This window comes from Methylomonas methanica (genome assembly GCF_001644035.1).
In the GTDB taxonomy this organism is placed as follows: Bacteria; Pseudomonadota; Gammaproteobacteria; order Methylococcales; family Methylomonadaceae; genus Methylomonas; species Methylomonas methanica_A.
This window is the reverse complement of sequence record NZ_LUUG01000007.1, coordinates 22,021-30,056: the sequence shown is the minus strand read 5'-3', so window position 1 is coordinate 30,056 and position 8,036 is coordinate 22,021. Positions and strand designations below refer to the sequence as shown.

Sequence of the window (8,036 nt, the reverse complement as noted above, 5' to 3'; positions counted from 1 at the left end):
GTTGAGCCAGAATATGCAACTACAAGTTTTTGCTTTTTATCTGTTCCGATTTTCAGATATTTAGCCACCTTAGAGTGTTTTTTCTCTTTATCGTCATCCTGATCGGCGGCGACTAATATTGGTTTTATCCACACACCTCGTAAAGCTTGAGTATATTTAGCCCAAATAACCGACGGTTTTTCTCCATCTACTTGGCCCAATCCAACGCATTCGGGTGCCAATTCGGAAATTTCTAAAGGCGAGAAAGGACGTGTCGGAAATAGGTAAGGTAGAAAGCTCTCTTTGTTACGAAGCTTTGAATCGATTGCAGATAGCCGACCAGCGCGTGTCGTTTTCAGAAATCGTTTTAGTACCTCGGTTTCAACAATATTGGCAGACTCTAAGATACTCAATATTTCGTTATCTTTTTTGCCATTATTTTTTCTGAACAATGGATGGGCAGAGCGTCTTTTCAATATCCGTTTGTAAGGTTCTTTGGCCAAGTCGGCCATGGCAACCAAAGGTGCTTTCTCGCGAAATTTTTCAAATCCAAACGAAAGATTAAGCAATTGCTCCACATCAACCAGGTTTTTAAAAATCCCATCCAGAAATAATTTCGCCAATCTTTTTTCTTTAATCGGGCGTTTATCTGAGAACAGTTTACTGGGATCGTAATATCGAGTTGCCGCATCAATAAACAGCCAGGTCAATGTGCCTCTAAGATACCGCCATAAGTCCTTACCGGCTTTTACGTCCATACCGTTGATTACCACGCTCTTGGCTTGCGGTACTGTAGCTTCCAGTTGTGCCAAGGACTCATAAGATCGTATTACAATCTGCTCAGCCTGCTGCCACTCGTTTAAACTAATGGCGAAACCCAACAGGCGCGGCAGATATGTAAAGTGTGCAAACAGCGTGTCAGGGCGCAAAATATGGTTATGGGCAAACTGATAAAACTCTTCCCGTTGCTTAGCCCATTCATGAGGCGGTAAATCCCTTGCCAAGGTTTCGACATGGCGCAACTGCAACGACCAGCTTAAACGGCGAATCGTAAGGCCGTCAGCACGGCGCAAAGTATCTGCATTTTCCCCAACGCTGCCAGCGGCTGATAGCACTCGTGCGGCAGTCGACTCATCCAATTGGTCCGGCGATGGCATCAAGCGATGTTCACTGGATAACTCATAAATCTCTTTTTCAATGCTATCAAGCAGGTCCAAACCAGCCCGGCCTTGCAACAAAAATAATTTCTGTTTGCTCGATTGCAACTTAATCGAGGAATTTCCCTGCAACGCCTCACCTAGTTGGATTTGCCATAGAGGTTCGTCATCATTCTTCTTGATGTTAACGGTATCCAGAAAAATACATTCTTCGCCCAACCGTTCCTGCAAAAATTGCATAAAGTCATTGCTGTTGGTGATAGTCCCAGAATCGTGGAGCACCAAAAACATATCGTCCACATAGCGACCATAGTGGATGGGAGTAATTTTTTCCTTAATCAGCTTATCCCAACGGTGCAAAAGTACGTTTGAAACAATACGACTGGCAGTTAAACCAATAACCAAACCACCAGAGACGTCTGCCTTGCCTTGTATCGTTTTCTTAGCAAAAGCATTTGCCATCTTCGACCATTCACTAAGGAATTTGGCTAACTCCAATGTGAACGCCTGCTCTTGCTCTGTTAGGATTATGCCTATTTCCGCATGCAAACCCGGCAAGGACAATGCCATTGGGTCTATAAAGTGGTAGTAGCTTATTAAGTCGAGCGAAACGGCAATAACATCTCGCTCTTTCTCTAGTTCACCGCGTATCGCTTGCAAGCCATCATTTCGCCATTTCTGATATGGATAAATGTAATGGGGAAAAGAGCCAATTGCACTGATATGAAATCCTTTAGGTGCATTCTTATCGAGTGTTTCATCATTGCATATCCTCTTCAGCCTGGCGCCGTAACAGCTATCACTCAAGCAGGAATCAAACTTATGGCCGACCATGTTGATCCACAAGGCGGAAATAATGTGGCTATCGACTGGAAAGTCGCCGACGATTCTAAACTCGGGAATTAGATTATTATTTTTTGTGAGATGTTCGAAAGCCCGTTGCGGATTGGAAAAATGTACATGGCCATTGCCTGAGCCGCCTTTGGGCTTGAATGACAGTTTTTTTGGAAGCAGGCGAAACTCCCCCAGATAACCGGCGTTCTCAGCAAAACCATTGTTGCTTTGCAGGCCAGAGAGTAGCGCATTTAGATTAGCCAGCAGGTCTTGCTCGTACTCGGCGAACTTGATGGCGGTTGGAAAGGTATTTTCGAAAAAGCAATCGGCCTTGGCCTTTCGGTAAGCCACCACCAAGTCTTCGAGGGTTAGATTTTGCCAGCCGGTAAATTTTGCCTGATAGCTCATATTCAACCCGTTGATTATTTTACGGTCACTTGGCCATTCATTAACATGGGTAGGAGCCAATCACGAATTTCTGCCAAGCACTTGGTCTCTTGGTCAATAACTTCTATTTTCCTTAATTGTGGCAATAAGATGTTATTGAATAATTCTTGCAAATAAATTTCTGGAACCAAAACCTTTATTTCTCTTAACACATCCTGTCTGATACCGAAAACAGTACTACCACTCAAACTTGATAATATTTGGCTAAGTCCGTTACCTTTTGATAGTTCAAAATAAAGCACGGAGGGAAAAATAACACTTAAGTTAGCTCTTATGGCAAAAACCCTTTGACTCATGCAGTACTTGGTTTCTCCAAGGATGAAGTAGAATTCACCCGCAGGCGCTTCAGATGTCATGAGAATATCGCCTTCTATCAGCTTATCTGGCATCCATTTGTTAAACAATTCATTATTAACTTTATTTGCGGAATCAAGATTAACTAATTTTCCATTTTTTATGTTTTTTGCAGAAATAGCTATTATTCCATCAGAGTCATTACACCATTCGCCAGCAAGTTTTTTTGGCGTTTTACCCCGATGGTCAAGAATTGTATCAACGCAATTATTTAAATTTTTAACAGACCAGCCCTCAGGTATTTCCCGCTTTAGCTCTGGGTTGTAGACCATCTTGCCGCCGGAGGATTTGTAGGGTTTGCCGGTGGCGGCGGGCTTACCCTGGGCGAAGTCGAAGGGAAAGTCGAATTGTACAAACCAGTAGTCATACAAGGTCTTCGCCATCGCTTCCAGCTGGGCATTGAGGCAGTTGTTGAGTTCGATTTTTTTCGAAAGCGTAAGATAAATCTCACCCACAGCTAACTCTTCTTCACGGCTAGCCAATCTCGGAATAGTGATGTTATCAAGATCGCCTTTCTTGAAATGCGGAATTACAAGTCCCACATGGAAGTTTTCAATTTTCTTCTGGATATAATCGGAGCGTAAAACTGCAAAAAGATATTGAAAGTCGATTTTCTCTGGATCGCATCTAAATCCCATCATGTCTTGTGCAACGCAAAATGGCACAGGATCAGGCACCAAGCAAACTCTTCCAGGCGTACCTCTATTTACAAAAATAATATCGTTAGGTTTTGGATGAGCTCTAAACCAATTCTTCTTAGTCTTATCATCTACATACCTAACATTTTCAGACGTTGGATAGATACTTGAATGTTTAATGCAATTCGTTGCAATTAATGGAAAACCTGACTCTGATATTGGTACGGTTTTACCTCGATTATCAACAATCGTTAAGAGTAGGGATGTCAGATTTGATACCTTAGCTTTCATAAATCAACCTCGCCAACTGCTTTTTGATTTCCGCTTCCAATTCTCGCGACTGATCAAACAAACTGTCCAGATTCTCGCTAAAGCCCTGCATTTTGGCGGCAAACTGCTCCGACGTTATATCGACATATTCGATTTTCACATCGAAATACTGCCCGGCGCTGAGCGAATAGTTCTTGGCGGTGATGTCGTCGTAGCTGATGGCAACAGAAAAATCTTCCTCCACTTGCTTAGCATTGAACACGTCGATAATGCGGTGCTCCTCTTCCGGACTGAGCACGGTTTTCTGGTTTTTACCTTCTTTAACTTTCTGTCCCAGATTGGAGGCATCAATCAGCACGACCTTGTCTTTATTGCCGGCGTCGATAAACAGAATAGAGACATTGGTACCGGTGGTGGCAAAAATATTACTGGGCATGGACACCACGCCGGCAAGCATTTTATGTTCGACCAGATGCTGACGTATGCCTTTGTCGATGCCGGCTTGGGCGGTGATAAAGCCGGTCGGCACCACTACCGCCGCCTTGCCGCCGGGACTTAGGGAGTAAATAATGTGCTGTAGGAACAAATGGTAGATTTCCATCTTGTCGGTGGCCTTGGCCTTGATCTTGGGAATACCGGCAAAAAAGCGTTCCTTGTTGGCTTTGGTGTCCAAGTCGTCGCGGAAATCGCTGAAATCCAGCTTGAAGGGTGGGTTGGAGACGATGTAGTCAAAACGCTTTAGCTCTCCGCCGTCCTTATGGTAGGGATGCAACAGGGTGTTGCCCTGGATCACCTGCGGAATGGAGTGCACCAGGTTATTCAAGATCAGGTTTAAGCGAAGCAGGCTGGCGGATTTTTGAGAAATATCCTGAGTGTAAATACTGCAGCGGTTCTCGCCGATAGCATGGGCCACATTCATCAGCAGGGTGCCGGATCCGGCGGAAGGGTCGTAAACGCTGACGTTTTTGATCTGGCCTTGCTGAGCTTTGGGCACCAGAATTTCCGCCATAATCCGGGCTACCGCATGCGGCGTGAAATATTCGGCGTATTTGCCACCGCTGTTGCTGTTGTAGTCCTTGATCAGGTATTCGAAGATCGTGGCGTAAAAGTCAAACTTCTGGGTGAAGATGCGCTCGAAACTGAACTCCACCAGTTTATTGATGATGGCCCGGCAGAAATTGTCGCGTTTAGAGTCGTCGGCAATATAGTTGCTAAGCCGGTCGAACAGCACCACTTTGGTACCGCCGTCGGTTTTGACGGCAAACACATCGTTATTGCTGATGGCGATGTCCATCAGGGTGTCGTCGAATAGCTTGGCGAAATCCGGCGCATTTTGCTGGCTGAACAGATAATTGATGAAATGGCTGGGTTTCAGACGCGCGGTATCCGGCCCCATCCGCATTTGCAGCATTTCCAAATCGACTTCACTGAGCTGAGTCAGCGCCTCTTCCCACTTGTCAGCATTGGCGATGGCTTGATCCAGCTTTTTGGCTTCGAAGGCGAATTTGTCGTTTAAGAACTTGTACAGGAAGGTTTGGGTAATGATTTTGAATTCGTTGCCGTCATTGCCCAGACCATAGTTTGCGCAGATACTTTTCAGGCTATCGATCAGGGCTATGGTTTTTTGTTGAAATTCCTGCTCTACCAATGACTTGCTCCGGTATTAAATTCTTTTAGATACTCCGCGACGACCAGATGATTGATGTACCGTGATGCGTCGGGATTGAGTTTGATTTGTTGCTGATCCATAAAGCGACTAATGACTAAGGGCATCATCGCCCGTTCAAAATAGCTTTCGTTATCCAATATCCGGGTATTTTGCAGCACTTGTATGTCGGCGTCCTGCTTTATACCAATCAGCGCTTCGAAGATTTTGCGTTCGGAATCTGAAATGCCACCGCGCTCAATCAAACGTTTGTGGATGCGGGTGTATTTGGTATCGCCTTGGTATTTCTGCCGCAATTGGTTGTTCTGACGGTTCAGTTCCTTGATGCGCTCATGGATTTTGTTCAGCGTATCGATGTTGGCGGTCATTTCATCCTGAGTGACTTCTGACAAATTCTTTTTCTTGAACAAGCGTTCCAGTTCTTCTTTTAAAGTGACGAATTTAGGGTCTTGCTGGTCGATATTGCTGGCCAGCGCTTCGCGGGTACGGCGCAAGGTGTTTTTCAACTTATCGGCCAATACCAGCTCTTCTTCGCCGATTTTGATGAACTTGAAGATCACTTCTTCCAATGCCACGTTCAGCAGATTGGTGGTGTCTGTGCCTTGTTCCAGGGTTTCCTTGAGATTGAGCAAATCCAGATGGTTGCTGGTTTCCCGATAGAGCCGATTGAGTTTCTGAAAATCCAGCGTTTCTAAAAAGGCATATTCACCCTGCAAACGGATCAGGTTGTATAAACTTTTGGCATCGGCCAGGGCTTTTTTCAAAGCCAATACGCTTTCCCGATCTTGAATTGCGTTGATCTGCTGAGAAAACACTTCGGCATTTTCAATATCGAATCGAAACAATAGATCTTTGATGTGTTCGATTTCGGCGGCGATTTCTTCCTGGGATTTGAACAGGTGGGAGTAATGCTCCATCTCGTCGCCGAGTTCGGCTTGCAGTTCGTCGAAATAGGCCTTGTTGGTGGCATCGAACTCCTTGCGAATGTCGGCAAAGTCAACGACGTAGCCGTAGCGAAAGTCTTTATAAGTGCGGTTGACCCGCGTCAAGGCTTGCAACAGGTTGTGTTTACGAATCACCCGGCCTAGGTAGAGTTTCTTCAAGCGTTTGGCATCGAAGCCGGTGAGCAGCTGTTATACACAAACAGGAAATCTAATTTGCCGACCTTGAAATCTTCCACCCAATCTTTGCGTTCTTCCTTACAGCCCACGTCGTGCAGAATCAAAGCAGCCGATGTGACCTGGTTATTTTGTTTGCGTTTGACTCGGTAAAAACCGGACGTTTCGGCGGCCTGTTTTAGCAGGGGGAAATCAGGTTCATTCGCAGCTGATTCTGTCGAAACAGGGGATTTTGCATATTTGGCATTGAATAGCTCGAACAGTTGCCGGGCCTGTTCGGCGCTGTCGCAAATCACCATACCGCCGATGCTGGCATCGTTTAAAGCACCACGGCTTTTTTCGAAGTCGGTAACGATGTAATCGAGCATCGGTTCAACGAAGGCAGGATGGGCGTAGACCAGTTTCCTGTCGACGTCGCCTTGCAATACTTCCGCTTCCGCCAACGCCTGTTGGAGGGCGATTTTATAGTTGGTGGCGATTTCTTCCCGAATCAGTCGCAAGGTGTAGCCGTCGGCAATCGAGGCGTTGTAGTAATACTTGTGAATGTAGTCGCCGAAGAGGGTGCGGGAGTTGTAATCATCACCCAGTAACGGGGTGCCAGTCAGGCCAATTTTAACAGCGTTGCGATCGGATTGATCCAGATTGGCCAGGAAACTGCCTTTGGGATTATAGCTACGATGCACTTCATCCAGAAAGTACACGCGCTGAATGGTTACGTCGTAATCCTTGGTGGAAACTACATCCGGGTCATCCTTGAATTTTTGGATGTTGACGACAGTGATCTCGGGCTTGCCGGAATGGTTGTGGATCACTTGCGTCGCTTTAATGTCGCGGCTAAAGGCATCGCGCGAGTCGATGGTGTGAACGGTCAAGCCACGACTGGTGAATTCTCGGTGCGCCTGAGTTAACAGATCGATTCGGTCGACGATGAAATAGAACTTGGGGACGATTTGCCGCTGTTGGAAATAATCGGTCAAAAAGCGCACGTTGTAATAGGCCAGCGCGGTTTTGCCGCTGCCCTGAGTATGCCAAATGATGCCTTTCTTAATCCCGTCGTTGAGTTTGCGCTCGATGGCTTTGCTGGCAAACAACTGCGGGTAACGCATGACATGCTTTTGCAAACCGTCGGTTTCATGGACGTAGGCCAGGGCGTAACGCAACACGAAAGCCAACCGCTCCCTGCTCAGCAACGAAGTGCAGATAAGATTCGTTGGCCTATTTGGTTCTTTATTGGTGATAAATTCAGGATTACTGCGGATGACTTCGAGATTATTGTCTTTCAGGACATGCAACTCTGTGTCCTCGGATAAGGGCTTGAGCAAAGCCGTCCAATTCAATACCTCTTCTTCGCGGAAATAATTAAATTGCGGTTCCAGGTAAGACGGGCTGGCATAGAATGCCCCCTGAATCGCCTGAACGTCAGTGTCGTCGTACTCCATGTTATTGGAGAAGATCATCAACTGAGTAACGCTAACGAAACGCTTGAATTTGGGGTTTTGGAAGCGCTTATTGATGCGGTCGCGTTCCGCCAATATACCCTCGCGATTATTGGGTTTTTTTACCTTGAACCTTG

The 8,036-nt window shown here is 46.0% G+C and carries 5 protein-coding genes; all 5 read right to left on the bottom strand.

Annotated features, from left to right (window positions below; genetic code table 11):
• Positions 1 to 2,378: RNA-directed DNA polymerase (locus tag A1332_RS00460; protein WP_064006623.1), on the bottom strand; the 2,378-nt coding region annotated here is incomplete at its 3' end.
• Between the two features lie 14 nt (positions 2,379 to 2,392).
• Positions 2,393 to 3,700 carry a restriction endonuclease subunit S gene (locus tag A1332_RS00455; protein WP_064006622.1) on the bottom strand — a complete coding sequence of 436 codons (1,308 nt, stop codon included), beginning with the start codon at positions 3,698 to 3,700 and terminating at the stop codon, positions 2,393 to 2,395.
• Positions 3,690 to 5,327 (bottom strand): HsdM family class I SAM-dependent methyltransferase, encoded by a 1,638-nt coding sequence (locus tag A1332_RS00450; protein ID WP_064006621.1) that lies wholly within the window; start codon positions 5,325 to 5,327, stop codon positions 3,690 to 3,692. The genes A1332_RS00455 and A1332_RS00450 overlap by 11 nt, the downstream gene beginning before the upstream one ends.
• Positions 5,321 to 6,448: a hypothetical protein gene (locus A1332_RS25545; protein WP_197491363.1), complete on the bottom strand. Its 1,128-nt coding sequence runs from the start codon at positions 6,446 to 6,448 to the stop codon at positions 5,321 to 5,323. The genes A1332_RS00450 and A1332_RS25545 overlap by 7 nt, the downstream gene beginning before the upstream one ends.
• Entirely contained in the window at positions 6,445 to 7,995 is a 1,551-nt protein-coding gene (locus A1332_RS25540; protein WP_197491362.1) for a DEAD/DEAH box helicase family protein, read from the bottom strand. Before A1332_RS25540 ends, A1332_RS25545 begins: the two co-directional genes overlap by 4 nt.
• Positions 7,996 to 8,036: the final 41 nt, after the last annotated feature.